Genomic DNA, 16,908 nt, shown 5'->3' on the forward strand with positions numbered 1-16,908 from the left:
GCTTATCGAACGTCGGCTTCCGCCTGCAAAAAAGCAATCAGTTCGAGCCCCGCGTCTTCCAGCGCTCCAGAGTTATCGATCGTCATGCACCGGAGCCCCTCCGGCAGCGAAAACGGTGCCCGCCGTGCGAGCCGGGCCGCGACCTGTTCCGCCGACTCACGCGCCCGTGCGCCGAGCCGGGCTTCGAGAATATGCGGCGCTGCATATACGTGCACGACCTCCGCGTGCGGATAACGCGCCAACGTTTGCTGCAAATACTGACGCGACCCGTTGACGACGACCGTGCAACCGCGTGCAAGCCATGCATCGAGTTCGATACCGATGCCATAACGCAGCGAATGGCTCGACCATTCGAGCGCGAACAGACCGAGCACCGAACGCGCCGCGAATTCTTCGACGCTCAACGCAACATGCTCTTCACCCTTGCCGCTCGGCCGTGTGATGTAGCGATGCGCAAACAGAATCGGCTCGCCCATCAGGCGGTGGCGCGCAAAACCCAGCAATGAATCCTTGCCCGCACCGGACGGCCCCATGACATAAATCAGACGACCAGCCATTGTTATTTCACCTCGCGGGTCTGAAACGGCACGCGTTGCCACAGAACGAACGGCTCGCCGGGCGCGGGTTCGACAAAGAGCGCCGCGTGATCGATAGCGAGCGGCCCAAGCATCGGCGTTTTCGCTTGCCACCATGCAACCAGCGTCGCGCGCTCATCGGCATCGGCAAGAGAACTGGATAGCGTCATGTGAAAGCGGAATTCGTCGAAGACGTACGGATAACCCCATTCGAGCAGCAATGCACGTTGCCGTTCACTCAATGGCGCGGCGAGACGGCGTGCCAGATCGGTAGCGGCCGGCTTGGCGCGCAGCGCATCGAGCGCTTGCAGCGCACTGGACGCAACGCGACGAATGCTCGCTTCGCCACCCGGATCGGCAGGACGCAGTGCGACGAAATCGCCGAGCGTCGCTGCATCGACAGATAGCGCGAACGGGCTTTGCGTGCCGGCCCATTTGCGCGTCGCTTCCAGCAGATCTTGCTGGGTAATGCCTTCAGCAAGACGAAACGGCGCAACCAGCGTGCCGTGCCAACCATAGCGCCGCGGCGCTTCGGTTAGATCGGCCAGAGGGCGCGTCAGGTCTTCCGGTTGCGGCGACATGCATCGCTCGCCGCTTTCCGCATCACGCCCCAGCCACGCCGAACCCGCCTGCCACCATGCCGACTCGCGCGAGGGTGCGTAATACACCGCGAAACGTGCCCCAGCGCCCCACACCGCGCCGCTCATACGTCGTGCTCCACCAGCAACTGCACACGGTCCGCCGCAAAATGCGTAAAGCCGTATTTAACCGGTGTGCCGTCCAGATCGACGTCGACGTTTTCGACCCACAACACCGGCTGCTGCCGGTTGATGTTCAGACGCCGCGCTATTTCGGGCTCAGGTAACACGCTGCCGATACGGCTCCACTTGCGCAAATAATCGCTCACGCCCAGTTCAGCCATCGACTTGGTGATGCTGCCCGTGCGCTCCAGCACCGCCGGCAAGTCCGTAAAACGCGCGGCCGGATACCAGTTGCGCGCGAACGTGAGCGGCACGCCGTCCGATTCATGCAGCGACTCGATCCGGTAGACCGACGCGCCCGCCCGCAGGCTGAGTGCCTTCGCGACATTCGGCTCGGCCTTCACGCGCGCGGCCGACAGCATCGTGCCCGCCGCCGCATGATGCTGCTGGCGCAAGTTTTCTGTAAACCGCGTGCGCCGGCCAATCGTATAGTCGATCGCGCCGGGCTGCACGAACGTGCCACGCCCCTGCTCGACACTCACAAGTCCCAAAGCGGCCAGGCCGAGCATAGCCCGGCGCACGGTATGGCGGTTCACGTCGAAGCGTTTGGCCAGTTCGCCCTCGCTCGGCAAACGGCCTTCTTCGCCGAAGCCGCTCGCGGCGATCTCCGCCGCCAGAATCTGCTCGATCTGCCGCCAGACGGCAACGCCCGCGCCGCGTTCGAGCAGCGTGCCCGGCGTCGCGTTGTCGTTCAATGTCATGGTGCTGTCATTCCTCTGGGTTCAAATATTCGCTATGCCATGCATTGTAGTGCGCGAGCCGTGATGGAAATGTGAAACAGCGGCCAGGCACATCAACGCCCGGCAAGCATACCCCTAAACGTCTAGACGTTTAGATGAATAGATGGTCAAATGACCGCTCGCTGGATCAACAGGAATTTCGATGAGTGCCACTTCTGCCTCGCCTTCCTCCGCCACGCGGCGCGCATGGATGGCCGTGCTGGCCCGCACACCGCGCGCCGATCTCGAAGCCGCGCTGGAACGCGCGCTGCAAGGCGTCCCGCCCCCTGCTTACGACTGGCTGCGACCACCCGAAATCGGCCTCGCGATGGTGCGCGGCCGCGTCGGCGGCAGCGGCGACCCGTTCAATCTCGGCGAGGCCACCGTCACACGCGCCACGTTGCGTTTGCGCGTCACGGGTGACGCAACGGCAACCGTCGGCGTTGCGTGCCATCTGGGCCGCGACCGCCGCCGCGCCGAACTGGCTGCGCTGGCAGACGCACTGCTGCAAATGCCTGAGCATCACGCTGCCTTGCATCAGCAATTGATCGAGCCGTTTGACACACAGCAGGTCGCTGAACGCGCGGAGCGCCGGCAGGATGCTGCGGCGACACGCGTCGAATTCTTCACGATGGTCAGAGGCGACTGATGGAAAACTCACAGATTGCATTGTCGACACTAACGCCCGGTTTCGCGGACCCGGTGCACGACACCCAGGCGGTATTCCGCACGCTGCTCGATGCGCTGTCGCGCCCGGGTACCGTGGGCGTCGTCGAAAGCGGATTGCCGGAAGTGCGGGCCACTCGCGCCGAGTTCGCCGCCTTCGCCGCACTACTGACATTGTGTGACTACGCCACGCCAGTGTGGCTCGCACAGGTGGACACGGCGCTGGGCTCGGCGCTGCGCTTTCATACCGGCGCGCCCCTCGTCGACGAACCGGGACAAGCCGCGTTCGCCTATATCCACGACGCAAGCACGATGCCGCCGCTGGAAAGCTTTGCCCTCGGCGAAGCCGAATCGCCTGAGCACTCGGTGACGTTGCTGATCCGCGTCGAAGCACTGACAGGCGGCACGCCGGTCGTACTCAGCGGCCCGGGCATACAGCACACCACGACGATCTCGCCGATTGGCCTGCCCGAACACTTCTGGCACGAACGCGCCGCCCTCGCACCGCTCTTTCCGTGCGGAATCGATTGTTATCTCGTCTGCGGCAGCACGCTGATCGGCCTGCCGCGCACAACTCAAGCGAAGGTGAACTGATGTACGTTGCCGTCAAGGGTGGAGAACGTGCGATCGAGGCGTCGTGGCGTCTGCTCGACAAGAAGCGCCGCGGCGATACGCGGCTGGCTGAACTCAGCGTCGCGCAGATTCGTGAACAATTGCGCCTCGCCGTCGCGCGCGTGATGACCGAAGGCTCGGTGTACGACGAAGAGCTCGCCGCGCTCGCGATCAAACAGGCCGCGGGTGATCTGGTCGAAGCAATCTTTCTGCTGCGTGCGTATCGCACTACGTTGCCTCGTTTTGGCTATACGCAGGCGATCGATACCGAAACCATGCAAGTGGAGCGCCGCATTTCGGCGACCTTCAAGGACGTGCCCGGCGGCCAGTTGCTCGGCGCGACTTACGATTACACGCAGCGTCTGCTGGATTTCGCGTTGCTCGCCGATGGCGATGCCGGGACCGATACGGCCACAACACCCGCTTCCACTCAAGCCGCCCAGTTCGCAGTAGAGGCCATGCCGCGCGTGGTCACGCTGCTCGACAAGGAAGGCCTGATCGAACAGGAACGCCCCACGCCGGAAGCGCCGGAACCCGGCGACCTCTCGCGTGAGCCGCTCGCCTTTCCCGCGAGCCGCGCGACGCGTTTGCAAAACCTCGCTCGCGGCGACGAAGGCTTTTTGCTCGCCATGGGCTACGCCACCCAACGTGGCTATGCGCACACGCATCCCTTTGCCGGCGAGATCCGCTTCGGCACGATCGCTGTTGAAATGGAACTCGACGAACTGGGCGAAGCCGTTGAAATCGGCGATATCGATATCACCGAATGCCAGATGATCAACCAGTTCGCCGGCAGCGGCGACGTCCCGCCTACTTTCACGCAAGGCTATGGCCTCGCGTTCGGACACTCGGAACGCAAAGCGATGGCAATGGCGCTGGTGGATCGTGCGTTGCGCGCTGAGGAACTCGGTGAAACGCTCGCCTCGCCGACGCAGGACATCGAATTCATGCTCTCGCATAGCGATAACGTCGAAGCCTCTGGCTTCGTTCAGCATCTGAAATTGCCTCACTACGTCGACTTCCAGTCCGAACTCGAACTCGTGAGACGACTGCGCGCGCAACACGACGCAGCGGGCAAAAATCAGGGCAACGATCAAGGCAAGGATCAGGATCGCGATCAGCAGGAGCAAGCCGCATGAACGCGCCGCACACCTCTCTCACCACTGCTTCGTACGACAGCGCCGCGGACGGCTACAACTTCGCCTACCTCGACGAACAGACCAAGCGCATGCTGCGCCGCGCGTTGCTCAAGGCGGTCGCCGTGCCGGGTTATCAGGTACCGTTCGGCTCGCGGGAAATGCCCCTGCCGTACGGCTGGGGCACCGGCGGCATTCAGGTGACCGCGGCGATCATCGGCAAGAACGATACGCTGAAGGTCATCGATCAGGGTTCCGACGAAACCACCAATGCGGTCAACATCCGCCGCTTCTTTGCGCGCACTACGGGCGTGGCGACCACGCGCCGCACGACCGAAGCGACGATCATCCAGACACGTCACCGGATTCCCGAAGCACCGCTCACCGACAAGCAGATTCTGGTTTATCAGGTGCCGATGCCCGAACCGTTATTTCGCCTGGAGCCGCGCGTCGCCGAATGCAAAAAGCTGCACGCGCTGGCCGATTACGGGTTGATCAGTGTGAAGCTGTACGAGGACATCGTCCATCACGGCAGCATCGCGACCACGTACGACTACCCGGTGATCGTCAACAACCGCTATCTGAGCTCGCCGTCGCCGATTCCGAAGTTCGACAACCCGAAGATGCATATGAACCCCGCGCTGCAATTGTTCGGCGCCGGCCGCGAACGGCGCATTCACGCGATTCCGCCGTACACCCCCGTGCGCAGTCTCGACTTCGACGACCATCCGTTCGAGGTGCAAAAGTGGCAGCACGCGTGTGCGCTGTGCGGATCGACGGAAAGCTTCCTCGACGAAATGATCGTCGACGACGCCGGCAAGCGCATGTTCGTCTGCTCTGATAGTGACTACTGCCATGAACGCCGCGGCGATCAGGACCTCGAACTGCCGTCCTACGAAGCACGCAAAGGAGAAATCGCATGACGCCGCTGTTGAGCGCCCGTTCGCTCACCAAACAATTTGGTGGCCGCAACGGCTGCAGGAACGTCAGTTTCGATCTGTATCCGGGCGAAGTGCTGTGCATCGTCGGCGAATCCGGCTCGGGCAAGACCACACTGCTGAATGCGCTCGCCCTGAAAACCGAAACCGATAGCGGCTCGCTCCACTACACGTCCACGCATGGCGAAAAGCTCGATCTGCTCGCCTTGTCCGAACCGCGCCGGCGTCTTTTGATGCGTACCGAGTGGGGTTTCGTGCAGCAGAATCCGCGCGACGGCCTGCGCAGCGGCGTCTCTGCCGGCGCGAATATCGGCGAGCCGTTGATGGCCGTCGGCGCCCGACACTATGGCGATATCCGCCACACCGCAACGCAGTGGATGGAGCGCGTCGAACTCGACGCCACCCGCATCGACGAATTTCCGGCGGCGTTTTCCGGCGGCATGCAGCAGCGTTTGCAGATCGCGCGTAATCTCGTCACCGGTCCGCGCCTCGTCTTCATGGACGAGCCGACCGCCGGCCTCGACGTCTCGGTGCAGGCACGCCTGCTCGATCTGCTGCGCACATTGACGTCCACACTGCATCTGTCGGTGCTGATCGTGACGCACGATATCGGCGTGGCGCGACTGCTTGCGCATCGCCTGATGGTCATGCAAGGCGGTGAAGTCGTTGAGGCCGGTCTGACGGACCAGGTGCTCGACGATCCGCAGCATCCGTACACGCAAACGCTGGTTTCCTCGGTTCTGCCGGTTTGAGGCTCACAATGCGATCCATTGAAACAAGCAAGGAATCACACGTCGATGAACGCGCGTTCATCAAAAACAACGCACTGATGCTGCGCGCGGCCGACATCGGCAAGACCTTCACGCTGCACGGCCAGGGCGGCGTGCAGATTGAAGCGCTCGCGGGTGTGTCGCTCGATGTCGAACGCGGCGAATGTGTCGTGCTGGTCGGCCCTTCAGGCGCCGGCAAGAGTACGCTGCTGCGCTGTTTATACGGCAACTACCTGGCCAGCACGGGCTCGATTGCGATTCGCGACGCGGCGGCGGATGGCGGGCAGCCGGTGTCGATCACCGGCGCCGAGCCGCACGACGTGCTGCGCCTGCGGCGCAACGTAGTCGGCTACGTCAGCCAGTTTCTGCGCGTGATTCCGCGTGTACCGACGCTTACGCTTGTCGCCGAACCGTTGTTGTCTCGTGGCGTGGCGGAAGACGAAGCCCGTGCGCGTGCTGCTGCCCTGCTAGCGCGCTTGAATGTGCCCGAGCGGCTGTGGTCGCTCGCGCCCGCCACCTTCTCCGGCGGCGAACAGCAACGCGTGAACATCGCCCGCGGTTTGATCGCCGGGCATCCGGTGTTGCTGCTCGACGAGCCCACGGCCTCGCTCGACGCGGAGAACCGCGACTTAGTGGCCGATCTGGTCGTCGAAGCTCGCGAGCGTGGCGCGGCGATTGTCGGCATCTTTCACGACGAAGATACCCGCAACAAGGTCGCCACGCGCCGCCTTGAACTCCGGCCGCCGCTACGCCACTAATTGACACGAAACGGCACTAAACTGAACCACTAAGCTGAAATACTGTGTCGAAGCACTGCGCTGCGACACTCACGACAGACTACGGAGCAAGTCGATGTTGATCAGGAACGCTCGCATCGTGACGCGAGACGATGTATTTACCGGCGTGCTACGCATTGAAGACGGCGTGATTCGCGACGTCGAGCGTGGCACGACCTCGGCGCGTGAAGCGGAAGATTGGGACGGCGACTATCTGTTGCCGGGTTTGATCGAACTGCACACGGACAACCTCGAGAAACATCTGGCGCCGCGTCCGGGCGTGCAATGGAATACCGATGCCGCCTTTGTGATCCACGACGCGCAGGTGGCGGCGGCCGGCATCACCACGGTGTTCGATGCCCTCGCGATCGGTTCGCGCTCGAATGTGGGCCTGCGCGGCCGCGATCTGCAAACGCAATGCGCTGAATCCCTCACGCGCTTTTCCGAGCGCAAGTTGCTGCGCGCCGAACACTTTCTGCATCTGCGCTGCGAAATCGCTACCGCCGACGTGGTCGAGGTGTTCGATTCATTGTGCGGGCATCCGTTGCTGCGGCTTGCCTCCGTGATGGATCACACGCCCGGCCAGCGTCAATGGCACGACCGCGAGCAATGGCGCCGTTTTCAGGAGCGCAACGGCAAGCTGACTGACGAACACGTGGCGACCGCGCTGGCCGAGCTGTCTGTCGAACAGGAACGTTACGCCGACGCGCACCGCCGCGAGATCGTCACGCGCTGCAACCGGCTTGGCATTCCGGTAGCGAGCCATGACGACACACTGATCGAGCACGTCGAACAGGCCAAGGCCGAAGGCATCGTGCTGGCCGAATTCCCAACCACCCGCATCGCCGCCGAGACGGCACGCGAGCATGGTATTTCGACCATCATGGGGGCGCCGAATATCGTGCGCGGCGGCTCACATTCCGGCAACGTGTCGGCGCTCGAACTGGCTAAAGCTGATTTGCTCGATATCCTGTCGTCGGATTACGTGCCGTCCAGTTTGTTGACTGCCGTGTTCGAACTGGTCGGTAAGGCCGGCTGGACGCTGCCGCGCGCCATGGCGACAGTCTCCGCCGAGCCGGCCCGCACGGCGGGCCTGCATGATCGCGGCGCGATCGAAGCAGGTTTGCGCGCGGACTTCGTACGCGTCACGATGCTCGACACGCTACCGGTGCCGCGCGCGACGTATCGCGCCGGGGCGCGGATCGTCTGACGATGCTGCTCAGGCCTCGCTGGGTGCGGGCAGCAGTGGTTCCACCGCGGCCCAGCGCGTCCAGCGGGGTGTCCGGTCAGGCGCTTCGACGCGCAGGGTGCGCGAGCCGTCACCGAATACGAGGGATTCGACAGTGAATGCGCTCCCCTCTTCAATGCCCGCTTCACGCACATGTCCGGATTGAAAGGTGAAACTAAGATTGCCTTCGCGCAACAAATCGAAGTAGGCGTCGAAATCAGTAGTTGATGAACGTGTAGCCCAACGATTCAGGAGGGTGGCGGCGATTTCGGCGTCGTACATTCTGTACCTCTCTGGACATAAGCCGTATCCCGACTATAGCTGAAAAGTAAGCTTTGTGCTGCACCGCACCATGACCTGCTCACTACGCCCCTTTCCATGACAGCTCGCGCCCCGCTCAGACGTCCTCCACGAATCTCCTGTGTCATTTGCGCCTATAACGAGGCGCCTCGCATTGCAGCGGTGCTGGCTGTGGCCTGCACCCACCCGTTGCTTGACGAAATCATCGTGGTGGACGACGGTTCGACCGACGGCACCGCTGAAATAGTCAAAGGCTTCTCATCCCTACAACTGATTCGATGCACGGAAAACCGGGGCAAAAGCGTCGCAATGGCGGTTGGAATCGCCGCGGCGCAAGGCGAGTTGCTGATGCTGCTCGATGCCGACCTGAAGGGTCTGACCGCCGCGGACATCAGCGCCCTCGCCCTGCCCGTTTTGCAAGGCAGCGCACAGGTGAGCCTGAGTCTGCGCCAGAACAGCCTGTTGGCGTTTCGCGCCATCGGCCTCGATTTCGTCTCCGGTGAGCGCGTGGTCAGGAAAACGCTGTTGAGCGAAGTCCTGCAGGACGTTCACGGCTTGCCGCGCTTCGGGATCGAGGTGTTCATGAACCGTCGCATCGTCGCGCGCCGTCTGCCGATTGCGGTCACTCACTGGCCCCACGTCACGCAGGCTCGCAAAACCGAGAAGCTTGGTTACTGGAAAGGCATACGCGCGGAATGGCGCATGATCGCGGACCTGCTGAAAGCTGTTTATCCGCTCGCGCTGATTTCACAGACCTTTCAGATGCTTCGCTTACGCATTGACCATGGCTCACGGGCGAGTTTTGCGGCACGCATCCGGAAAGTGCCCGATAGTCCGCGCTAAAACGCTGACCGAACCTGGCGTGAGTGAACCCAGCGAGCCTGGTGAGCCGCGCCGCGCCGCGCCGCGCCATCCGTTCGCTCCCAGCGTCGACGGTTCATTCGACAGCCGACAGCGGATCGCGTCCCCTCGTTGCAAGCGCAACAAAACCTGCCGCGCCCAGCACCAGGGGGCTGTAAAGCGTCGCAAAGCGCCACAACACCAGCGCCGTCGCGATACTCGCGCGGGGCACCCAGGTCGCGAATGCGGCGGCCAGCGCGATATCGCCGGTGCCGCCGCCCGCAGGCACACCGGTCCACAACGCGGCATGCAGGGCCACCGCCTGCACCGCGAGCACGAAACCTAACGGCAGGCGGTAACCGAGTTCGCGCAAGATGAACCAGAGGGCGCCATAGCGAAGCAGCCACTGCAGCGTCGTCAGCAAACACAACGCGGCAAGCCGCCACCTGGGTACGGCGACCAGTTCCAGCCATTGTCGGCGAACGCTGTGGCAAAACCTGCTCAACCGCGCGCGGCGCTCGTTAAGCCAATGAACGCGCCGGCCGGCGGCGTCCAATGCCGCCGCCACGCGCCGACGATTCATCCAGCAGACACCTGCCAGGCACACGGCGCCGGCCAGCACGCCGAACACGAACGGTGCGCTCGCGCGCGGAATCACTTGCGTCAGCGGCCCGAATGCAAACAGCAGCGAAACCGGCACGGCGGTCGTGAAGAACGCGAGGTCGAGCGCCTGATCCGCACCGACGACGGTCGTCGCAAGCGACCAGGAGGCCCCGGCGCGTTGCAGCAGGCCGATGTTGACGCCGTAGCCCGCCGCCCCCAGCGGCGAAGCCAGGAACGCGAAATCGGTCGCCAGCGTAATGGCGAAAGTACGCGGGAAACTCACCCTGAGTCCGAGCGCGGTCTGCATCAGATGCAGCTTGCCGGCCTTTGCCATCGCGCTGATTGCCGCACTCGCGGCAAGCGCGGCGAACACATAGAGGGAGACATGACGCAGCCCGGCGAACGCCGCGTGCGAATTGAGAGCGAAAGGCGCGCCGACGGCGAGGCCGATACCGGCAAGCGCCACTAACACTGCCGCTTTACGCGTATGAGATCTGATCAACGAGGGCCTCAGCAAATGCAGCAAGGCCCTACCTTCATCGCACGACGCAGCCGGCATGGGGCTGCGTTGTGCGTGGAATCGGGGCCGTCCGGGGCCTCATGGTAACCACTCGACACTGCGTTTTCGTGACGCCGTTTGTCAATGTGCGTCAATTGCAACGCGCGAGACCCTCCGCTATCGCGTCAGGTCGACAAAGGCACGCGCTCCGGTTCGTCCGCTTCGAACCAGGCTGGATTGCGTTTGGCAATCGGACCGAGCGACATCAGAATCTCACGCAGATGGTTGCGCATCGCCTCTTCAGCGGCGCCTGGGTCATGCGCGCGAAGGCCCGCCAGAATTTTTGCGTGCTGCTTGATCAGCAGATCGAGCGGCGACACATCAGGCAGGCTCAGATAGCGCACGCGATCCATCTGCGCCTTGATGTCCTGAATCGTTTCCCATGCGGCCGTGCAATCGATCGCCTGGGCAATCGCGTAATGAAACGCCTCATCGAGCGCGAGGAAAGCCGCGGTGTCGTTCGATTTCGCCGCAAGCTTCTGGTCACGAAGATTGTCGGCGAGTGCCTGCAACTGCTCGTCGGTAATCGATACGGCTGCCTTACGCACCACCGCCGTCTCGATCGCTTCGCGAATGAAGCGCCCTTCGCGCACCTGGCGCGGCGAAATGCGCTTCACGAAGGTGCCACGCTGCGGCAATACCTGAAGCACACCCGCTTCGACCAGCTTGATGAACGCCTCCCGTACCGGCTGCCGCGACACCTGAAACATGTCGGACACTTCCTTCTCCGAGAGCGGCGTGCCTGGCACCATCTGACCGATAAAAATCGCTTCGCGCAGCGCACGGAAAATCTGCTTGCCGATCGGCTCGTGCGAATCGAACGAGACACTGGCGGTCAGATCCGGCAACTCGACGCGCGCACCGCCCTGCACGCTCGCGCGACGTCGTGTGCGTGGCGCAACGAGCGTGGCATCGGAGGAGAAAGAAGACGCGCTGGCGTGGAGGTTCTTGGTCGGCATCAGCAAAGCAACAAATGAATAGCGAGGGAGGCGGCACACACTGTGAATACCCGCCTGGATATCCACTCAAATGCGCCGCACCATACTACCATGCACGTTTCATGTTCAGCACGCTGGGTCGCGGCTCGCGAATCCACACCAGAGAACACACCGCGCCAAGCACGGCAATCACCCCCGCCAACACAAACGCACTAGCGTAATTGCCGTGCGTCGCTTCGACGATAAAGCCGGTCACCGCCGGTCCGATCACGCCGGCCAGGTTCGCCAGCAGGTGGACAAAGCCGCCCACGCCACCGACGTGTTCACGCGGCACGGTGTCCTGAATCACGGCCCAATACACCGCGCCCGTCACATACAGGAAGAAGATCGACACCGACATCAGCGCAACCGCACTCTGAGTACTGGCGACTCGCCCGGCCAACGCGACGCACACCGCCGCCGCGCCCAGACAGCTACCCAGCACGATCTTGCGCGACAGCAGCGGCTTGCCGGTCAGGCGCAAGATAAAGTCCGAGATGAAGCCGCCCGCTGCGAGCCCGATGCTGCCGAGCAGCCATGGAATCACCGTGGCGAAACTCATGTCGCGCAGGCTCAGGTGATGCGCTTCGGTCAAATAAGTCGGGAACCACGACAGGAAGAAAAACAGCACGTAGTTGTATGAGAAGAACGCGAAGGCCGTCGCGAGAATGATCGGCTTCTTCAGGAAGTGCCGCAGGCCGAGCTTCTCGCCGTCGGCCGAATGCGCGATCGCATGCTCGTCCGCCTGACCGGCGCGGATGAGTTCGATCTCGTCAGGCGTGACCCGGGAATTCTCATGCGGGTGTTCGGTAGTCGTTGCCGCCCAGAAAACGAGCCACAAGAGTCCCAGCAGCATGATCGCGACAAAGGCCCAGCGCCAGCCGAACTGCACCGCCATAAAGCCGACCACCGGACCCGCCAGCGCGCCGCCGAGCGGTGTGCCCGAACTGATCACGCCGATCGCGCTCGCGACCTCTTTGCGCGGGAACCAGTTATTGACCATCTTGCTGTTCGACGAACTGAACGGACCTTCGCCCATACCGAACAGTACGCGCAGCACGATCAGCGAACCGATGCCGCTCGCCAACGCGGTCGCGCCGCAAAACACCGACCACACGCCCATCGCGGTGCCGAACACGCGTTTCGCGCCGACCTTGTCCGACAGCACCCCGCCGACGAAATTGAACAGCGCATAGCCGATGAAAAAGCTGCTGAACACGATGCCCATTTGCGCATGCGAGAAGTTCAGGTCTTTCTGGATCAGCGGTGCGGCGATCGACAGCGCGGCTCGATCGAGGTAGTTGATAACGCCGGCCAGAAACAGTAGCGCGACGACAAACCAGCGTTGACTCTTGATCATCAGGTGTCTCCTTCGGGTCGCCTCTTGGTGGGCGTTTGAGTGGCTCTAGTAGCTTGATTGGCTTTGGAAAGGCGCTGCGGATCGGTGCAACGCCCATGCAACAGGGGATGCTCAGTCGAAGTTCAGATGCACCTTCATCGACTGCGAGCGGTCGAGCGCCACTTCGAACGCGCGGTTTGCTTCGCTCATCGCAAACGCGTGCGTCATCAGTGGCCGCAGATCGACCTTGCCCGAGGCGATTTCATCCGCTGCGATGGCATATTCGCTGGTGAAGCGGAACGAGCCTTGATAGCGGAGTTCTTTCGACATCACCAGGTTCGCCGCCACTGGCGACTGGCCGGCCGGCAGATTGCCCACCTGAATCACCGTGCCGCCCGCGCGCGCCGCACGCAGTGCCGTATCGAGGCCGGCGGGACTGCCCGATGCCTCGATAACCACGTCGAACGTGCCGCGTTGCGCGGACCATTGATCGATCACGGCGCTGTCCGCGGCGTTCACGGTCTGATCCGCGCCGAGTTGCTGCGCGATCTGCAACGCGCGATCCGAAAGATCCAATGCGACCACACGATGAGCGCCGGCACGGCGTGCCACGCTCAGCAGAATGCAACCGATCGGCCCGCAACCCACCAGCAAGACACTCGCGCCGACGAGCGAACCGGCCTGCTTCACCGCATGCAATGCGACGGCTAGTGGTTCGGCCATCGACGCCTGCGCGAAATCGACGCCATCCGGCACAGGCACACATTGCCGCGCCGCGACGACGATGTACTGACGGAACATGCCCTGCGTATGCGGAAAGGTCGATGCGCTGCCCATGAAGCGCATGTTCAGACAATGATTCGGCATCCCGCCGACGCAAAAGCGGCACGTCCCGCAGGCCAGCCCAGGATTGACGGCAACGCGCTGCCCGGGCGTCAGCCGATGCTCCGCGCTCACGCCCTCGCCGAGCGCATCGATCTCGCCGGCCACTTCATGTCCGAGCACGAACGGCTCACGCACCGCGAAATCGCCGCTCCTGCCTTTGAAGTAGTACGACAGATCGGAGCCGCAAATGCCGCCGGCGCGCACACGCACGCGTACCTGGCCTGGACCGGGTTCGGGCGGATCGACTTCGTCGATGCGGATCAGTTTGGGTTCGTGAAGCACGGCTGCGAGCATGATGGACTCCGGTATGGCAAAGGTCGCGCGCTCAGGGCTGCGCGAGGGAAGACGAAGATGAGGACGAAGACGCTTGCGCTGCCGTATGCGCCTCGACCGGCTCACCGCCGCCCCAATCATGGAGATCGCCACCGCGGCGCAGAGGCGCGGTTTCCGGCAATGCAAAGAGCGATACAGCCGATACGATGCCGAGCACCGCCACGTAGATAATCAACGCGAGCGAATTGCCATGCGTGAGCTGAATCAGTTTGACGGCCAGCAGTCCGAGTACGCCGCTGCCGAGCAAAGAGCCGATCTGCCAGATCAATGCAATACCGCTGCAGCGCACGCGCGCCGGGAACAGTTCGGGGAACAGCGCCGCTTGCGGTGCATAGCAGAGACTATGGCCGACACTGATGGCGAGAATCATCACAAGCTGGATCGCCGCGCGATTGCCGCTATCGATCGCCATGAAGAACGGCACCACTAGCGCAACATGCAATAACGCACCCGCGATGAAGGTCGGCCGCCGCCCGATGCGATCGGACAGCGCACCGGCGAGCGGAATCGTCACGAGCTCGAGCGCGACCGCGACAATTACCGTTTCGAGCAGCATGCTTTGCGCGATGCCGTGTGCTTTGCCGTAGGCAAGCACGATCATGGTGTACATCGCAAAAGCGCAGGCCTCGATCAATTTGGCACCGACACCTTTGACAATCGTCGGACCGAACTGGCGCACCACTTCTACCACCGGGCGCGAAGCCACCGATTTGGTGCGCTGGATCGTGGCGAAGATCGGTGATTCTTCGGTGCGCAAGCGGATATACAGACCTACGGCGACCAGCAACGCGCTGGCGAGAAACGGAATGCGCCAGCCCCAGTCGAGCAACTGCGCCTGCGTCAACGTCGCGGTAAGCAGCGCGAACAGACCCGACGGAATCAGAAAACCGGCAGGCGCGCCCAATTGCACGAGACTCGCGAAGAAGCCGCGCCGCGCAGGCGGTGCGTATTCCGCCGTGAGCAACACGGCGCCCGCCTGCTCGCCGCCCACGCCAAAGCCTTGCAGTACACGAATCACGATCAGTGCAATCGGCGCCCAGATGCCGATCGACTGATAGTCAGGCAGCAGACCGATCGCGAACGTTCCCAGGCCGACAATCAGGATCGTCACGATCAAGGCCTTCTTGCGGCCGACGCGATCGCCGAAATGACCGAACACGATGCCGCCTAGTGGCCGTGCCAGAAACCCGACCGCATAGGTGGCGAAAGCTGCGAGCGTGCCGATCAGCGGGTCGGCGGAGGGGAAAAACTTCTGGCCGAACACCAGCACGGCGGCCGTGCCGTAAACGAAGAAGTCGTAGTACTCGGCTGCCGTGCCGATGGTCGAGGCGAAGGCCACGCGGCGCAACATGGCGGTGCTGGCCGGCGCGGCGGCTTGCGGGCGTGCTGGATTCACGCGTGTCTCCATAATTATGTAATCAGGTTAGCCGGGCGAATCGACTCACCAGTTCCACAGCGTCCCGTCTTCGAGACGCGCGACCGGCAGATACGCCGGGTCGTAGGGATACCGCGCGGCTGCCGCTTCGTCGATGTCGACGCCGTGGCCCGGCGCTTCGCCTGGATGCATCATGCCGTGCTCGAAGCGCCACGCATGCGGGAATACGTCAAGCGCTTCCTGCGGGAAACCCATGTACTCCTGCACGCCGAAATTCGGCACCCACAGATCGAAATGCAGCGCCGCGCCCATGCACACCGGCGACAAATCTGACGGTCCGTGGCAACCGGTTCGCACCTGGTACAGCGAAGCAAAATCCGCAATGCGCCGCAGATGCGTAATACCGCCCGCGTGCGTCAAGGTCGCGCGGATGTAGTCGATCAATTGCTCCTCGATCAACTGTTTGCAATCCCAAATGCTGTTGAAGACTTCACCCACCGCGATCGGCGTAACGGTATGCTCGCGAATCAGCCGGAAGCCGGCCTGGTTTTCCGCGGGCGTTGGGTCTTCCATCCAGAACAGGCGATATGGCTCGACCGATTTGCCGAGACGCGCCGCTTCGATCGGTGTCAAACGGTGGTGTACGTCATGCAGCAAATGCGTATCGAAGCCGAACTTGTCGCGCACCGCTTCAAAAAGCTTCGGCACGAAGTCCAGATACTTCTCCGACGACCAGCTCTGTTCCTCGACCGCGCCTTTGGTGGCCGGCTCGTACATGCCGCTGCCTTTCGACACGCCATACACCGAGCGCATATTCGGCACGCCGCATTGAATGCGAATGGCCTGATACCCCGCTTCGATATGTTCCGCGTAACGGTCGAGCGCTTCAGGAATGTCGCGGCCGGTGGCATGGCCGTACACCATCACGCCTTCTCGCGAGGCACCGCCGAGCAGCTTGTACAGCGGCATGCCTGTCACTTTGCCGAGAATGTCCCACAGCGCCATGTCCACCGCGGCAATCGCCGTCATGGTGACAGGACCGCGGCGCCAATACGCGCCTTTGTAGAGGTATTGCCAGGTGTCTTCGATACGGCCGGGATCGCGCCCGATCAGCACCGGGCACACGTGGTCTTTCAGGTACGAAGCGACCGCCAGTTCGCGGCCGTTCAACGTTGCATCGCCGATACCGTACACGCCTTCGTCAGTGACGATTTTCAGCGTGACGAAATTACGGCCCGGGCACGTGACGATCACGTCGGCGCGAACGATCTTCATGACATCTTCCTTGCAATAGCAGGTCGCGAACCGCGTCGAACGGCGGCATGCGACTTGCTGTTTTCATATCGGTTTCGAACGGCGGCTGAGGTGGAAAATGAAATGGGGAATGAAGCAGAAAATCACCTTCCTCAACCTGTCTCAAGCCGTTTGAACGATGCTACCATACAAGTATAGCGTGACGTCAAATCAGGGTTTTCCCGCCGAACGGCGTCGTTTCAAAGCCTTTCCGTAATCTGGA

Annotated in this window: 18 protein-coding genes; 8 read left to right on the plus strand and 10 right to left on the minus strand. The window is 62.6% G+C overall.

Annotated elements, in window-relative coordinates; genetic code table 11:
- Positions 1-2: 2 nt before the first annotated feature.
- Genes phnN through phnF form a run of 3 tightly spaced genes read right to left on the minus strand, consistent with a single transcriptional unit; the run spans position 3 to position 2,037 of the window.
- On the minus strand, positions 3-557 hold the full coding sequence (gene phnN, locus ACUN0E_RS18385; protein WP_445567534.1) for a phosphonate metabolism protein/1,5-bisphosphokinase (PRPP-forming) PhnN: 555 nt from the start codon (positions 555-557) through the stop codon (positions 3-5).
- Between the two features lie 2 nt (positions 558-559).
- On the minus strand, positions 560-1,282 hold the full coding sequence (locus ACUN0E_RS18390; protein WP_445567535.1) for a DUF1045 domain-containing protein: 723 nt from the start codon (positions 1,280-1,282) through the stop codon (positions 560-562).
- Positions 1,279-2,037, minus strand: a complete 759-nt coding sequence (phnF, locus tag ACUN0E_RS18395) for a phosphonate metabolism transcriptional regulator PhnF (RefSeq protein ID WP_408335020.1) — start codon at positions 2,035-2,037, stop codon at positions 1,279-1,281. Before phnF ends, ACUN0E_RS18390 begins: the two co-directional genes overlap by 4 nt.
- Before the next feature lie 181 nt (positions 2,038-2,218).
- Between phnF and phnG the strand changes: the two genes are divergently transcribed.
- From phnG to ACUN0E_RS18430, 7 genes are all read left to right on the plus strand, one after another.
- Positions 2,219-2,704 (plus strand): phosphonate C-P lyase system protein PhnG, encoded by a 486-nt coding sequence (phnG, locus tag ACUN0E_RS18400; protein WP_408335017.1) that lies wholly within the window; start codon positions 2,219-2,221, stop codon positions 2,702-2,704.
- On the plus strand, positions 2,704-3,315 hold the full coding sequence (gene phnH / locus ACUN0E_RS18405) for a phosphonate C-P lyase system protein PhnH (protein WP_445567536.1): 612 nt from the start codon (positions 2,704-2,706) through the stop codon (positions 3,313-3,315). Before phnG ends, phnH begins: the two co-directional genes overlap by 1 nt.
- Entirely contained in the window at positions 3,315-4,472 is a 1,158-nt protein-coding gene (locus ACUN0E_RS18410; RefSeq protein WP_445567537.1) for a carbon-phosphorus lyase complex subunit PhnI, read from the plus strand. Before phnH ends, ACUN0E_RS18410 begins: the two co-directional genes overlap by 1 nt.
- A complete protein-coding gene (locus ACUN0E_RS18415; RefSeq protein ID WP_408335011.1) occupies positions 4,469-5,392 on the plus strand; it encodes an alpha-D-ribose 1-methylphosphonate 5-phosphate C-P-lyase PhnJ in 924 nt (307 codons plus the stop codon). Before ACUN0E_RS18410 ends, ACUN0E_RS18415 begins: the two co-directional genes overlap by 4 nt.
- Positions 5,389-6,159: a phosphonate C-P lyase system protein PhnK gene (phnK, locus tag ACUN0E_RS18420; protein WP_445567538.1), complete on the plus strand. Its 771-nt coding sequence runs from the start codon at positions 5,389-5,391 to the stop codon at positions 6,157-6,159. The genes ACUN0E_RS18415 and phnK overlap by 4 nt, the downstream gene beginning before the upstream one ends.
- A gap of 8 nt (positions 6,160-6,167) precedes the next feature.
- The gene (phnL, locus tag ACUN0E_RS18425; protein ID WP_445567539.1) at positions 6,168-6,935 is read left to right on the plus strand and encodes a phosphonate C-P lyase system protein PhnL; all 768 of its coding nucleotides are present in this window, start codon (positions 6,168-6,170) and stop codon (positions 6,933-6,935) included.
- Between the two features lie 94 nt (positions 6,936-7,029).
- Positions 7,030-8,163, plus strand: coding sequence for an alpha-D-ribose 1-methylphosphonate 5-triphosphate diphosphatase (locus ACUN0E_RS18430; protein ID WP_445567540.1), 1,134 nt, complete (start codon positions 7,030-7,032; stop codon positions 8,161-8,163).
- Between the two features lie 9 nt (positions 8,164-8,172).
- Here ACUN0E_RS18430 and ACUN0E_RS18435 read toward each other — a convergent pair whose 3' ends face one another.
- Positions 8,173-8,463 carry a hypothetical protein gene (locus ACUN0E_RS18435; protein ID WP_408238014.1) on the minus strand — a complete coding sequence of 97 codons (291 nt, stop codon included), beginning with the start codon at positions 8,461-8,463 and terminating at the stop codon, positions 8,173-8,175.
- 96 nt (positions 8,464-8,559) lie between these two features.
- On the opposite strand from ACUN0E_RS18435, the gene ACUN0E_RS18440 reads away from it, so the two are divergent.
- On the plus strand, positions 8,560-9,324 hold the full coding sequence (locus ACUN0E_RS18440) for a glycosyltransferase family 2 protein (protein WP_445567541.1): 765 nt from the start codon (positions 8,560-8,562) through the stop codon (positions 9,322-9,324).
- A 94-nt stretch (positions 9,325-9,418) separates the two neighbouring features.
- On the opposite strand, the gene ACUN0E_RS18445 is transcribed toward ACUN0E_RS18440, so the two are convergent.
- The 6 genes from ACUN0E_RS18445 to manD all read right to left on the minus strand — a co-directional run bounded on the left by ACUN0E_RS18445 (position 9,419) and on the right by manD (position 16,667).
- A complete protein-coding gene (locus tag ACUN0E_RS18445) occupies positions 9,419-10,426 on the minus strand; it encodes a lysylphosphatidylglycerol synthase transmembrane domain-containing protein (protein ID WP_445567542.1) in 1,008 nt (335 codons plus the stop codon).
- A gap of 182 nt (positions 10,427-10,608) precedes the next feature.
- Positions 10,609-11,442, minus strand: coding sequence for a GntR family transcriptional regulator (locus tag ACUN0E_RS18450; RefSeq protein ID WP_445567543.1), 834 nt, complete (start codon positions 11,440-11,442; stop codon positions 10,609-10,611).
- Positions 11,443-11,527: 85 nt separating this feature from the next.
- Positions 11,528-12,820: an MFS transporter gene (locus ACUN0E_RS18455; protein WP_445567544.1), complete on the minus strand. Its 1,293-nt coding sequence runs from the start codon at positions 12,818-12,820 to the stop codon at positions 11,528-11,530.
- A gap of 111 nt (positions 12,821-12,931) precedes the next feature.
- Positions 12,932-13,978: an L-idonate 5-dehydrogenase gene (locus tag ACUN0E_RS18460; protein WP_445567545.1), complete on the minus strand. Its 1,047-nt coding sequence runs from the start codon at positions 13,976-13,978 to the stop codon at positions 12,932-12,934.
- A gap of 31 nt (positions 13,979-14,009) precedes the next feature.
- Positions 14,010-15,413 carry an MFS transporter gene (locus tag ACUN0E_RS18465; RefSeq protein WP_445567546.1) on the minus strand — a complete coding sequence of 468 codons (1,404 nt, stop codon included), beginning with the start codon at positions 15,411-15,413 and terminating at the stop codon, positions 14,010-14,012.
- Between the two features lie 45 nt (positions 15,414-15,458).
- Entirely contained in the window at positions 15,459-16,667 is a 1,209-nt protein-coding gene (manD, locus tag ACUN0E_RS18470) for a D-mannonate dehydratase ManD (RefSeq protein WP_445567547.1), read from the minus strand.
- Between the last annotated feature and the right edge of the window lie 241 nt (positions 16,668-16,908).

The organism is Paraburkholderia sp. D1E, assembly GCF_052682275.1.

Bases quoted from the DNA above. Each gene is read 5' to 3' on its own strand.
- phnN (WP_445567534.1), bottom strand. From the start codon at position 557: ATGGCTGGTCGTCTGATTTATGTCATGGGGCCGTCCGGTGCGGGCAAG.
- ACUN0E_RS18390 (WP_445567535.1), bottom strand. From the start codon at position 1,282: ATGAGCGGCGCGGTGTGGGGCGCTGGGGCACGTTTCGCGGTGTATTAC.
- phnF (WP_408335020.1), bottom strand. From the start codon at position 2,037: ATGACATTGAACGACAACGCGACGCCGGGCACGCTGCTCGAACGCGGC.
- phnG (WP_408335017.1), top strand. From the start codon at position 2,219: ATGAGTGCCACTTCTGCCTCGCCTTCCTCCGCCACGCGGCGCGCATGG.
- phnH (WP_445567536.1), top strand. From the start codon at position 2,704: ATGGAAAACTCACAGATTGCATTGTCGACACTAACGCCCGGTTTCGCG.
- ACUN0E_RS18410 (WP_445567537.1), top strand. From the start codon at position 3,315: ATGTACGTTGCCGTCAAGGGTGGAGAACGTGCGATCGAGGCGTCGTGG.
- ACUN0E_RS18415 (WP_408335011.1), top strand. From the start codon at position 4,469: ATGAACGCGCCGCACACCTCTCTCACCACTGCTTCGTACGACAGCGCC.
- phnK (WP_445567538.1), top strand. From the start codon at position 5,389: ATGACGCCGCTGTTGAGCGCCCGTTCGCTCACCAAACAATTTGGTGGC.
- phnL (WP_445567539.1), top strand. From the start codon at position 6,168: ATGCGATCCATTGAAACAAGCAAGGAATCACACGTCGATGAACGCGCG.
- ACUN0E_RS18430 (WP_445567540.1), top strand. From the start codon at position 7,030: ATGTTGATCAGGAACGCTCGCATCGTGACGCGAGACGATGTATTTACC.
- ACUN0E_RS18435 (WP_408238014.1), bottom strand. From the start codon at position 8,463: ATGTACGACGCCGAAATCGCCGCCACCCTCCTGAATCGTTGGGCTACA.
- ACUN0E_RS18440 (WP_445567541.1), top strand. From the start codon at position 8,560: ATGACAGCTCGCGCCCCGCTCAGACGTCCTCCACGAATCTCCTGTGTC.
- ACUN0E_RS18450 (WP_445567543.1), bottom strand. From the start codon at position 11,442: ATGCCGACCAAGAACCTCCACGCCAGCGCGTCTTCTTTCTCCTCCGAT.
- ACUN0E_RS18455 (WP_445567544.1), bottom strand. From the start codon at position 12,820: ATGATCAAGAGTCAACGCTGGTTTGTCGTCGCGCTACTGTTTCTGGCC.
- ACUN0E_RS18460 (WP_445567545.1), bottom strand. From the start codon at position 13,978: ATGCTCGCAGCCGTGCTTCACGAACCCAAACTGATCCGCATCGACGAA.
- manD (WP_445567547.1), bottom strand. From the start codon at position 16,667: ATGAAGATCGTTCGCGCCGACGTGATCGTCACGTGCCCGGGCCGTAAT.